This is a genomic window from Peribacillus sp. SIMBA_075 (assembly GCF_046534585.1).
Genome location: NZ_JAWRYN010001158.1, coordinates 1 through 251, shown reverse-complemented (window position 1 = coordinate 251; position 251 = coordinate 1). Strand labels below are relative to the sequence as shown.

1 pseudogene is annotated in these 251 nt (G+C 32.3%); it reads left to right on the top strand.

The features are described from left to right. Positions 1–251 (top strand): annotated as a pseudogene (locus tag SB775_RS31945) (MDR family MFS transporter); the annotation flags it as partial.

Sequence of the window (251 nt, the reverse complement as noted above, 5' to 3'; positions counted from 1 at the left end):
CTCCAAAACAATTTGTACACAAACATTACGCCGTTTTGGGACTTATGATTTCTACAATTCCTATTAGCTTTTTTTATGCTCAAACTGAGACAAATTATCGCATTTTCGCTAAAGATATATTTCCAGATTTCGTATTCATGCTTGCTTTTATTTCAACATGCAAAGCTATTATGGAAATCATTCTGCAAATCTTTCTCGTGAAATGGTCTGAACGATTTTCTATGGCGAAAATTATACTTATTTCTTACACC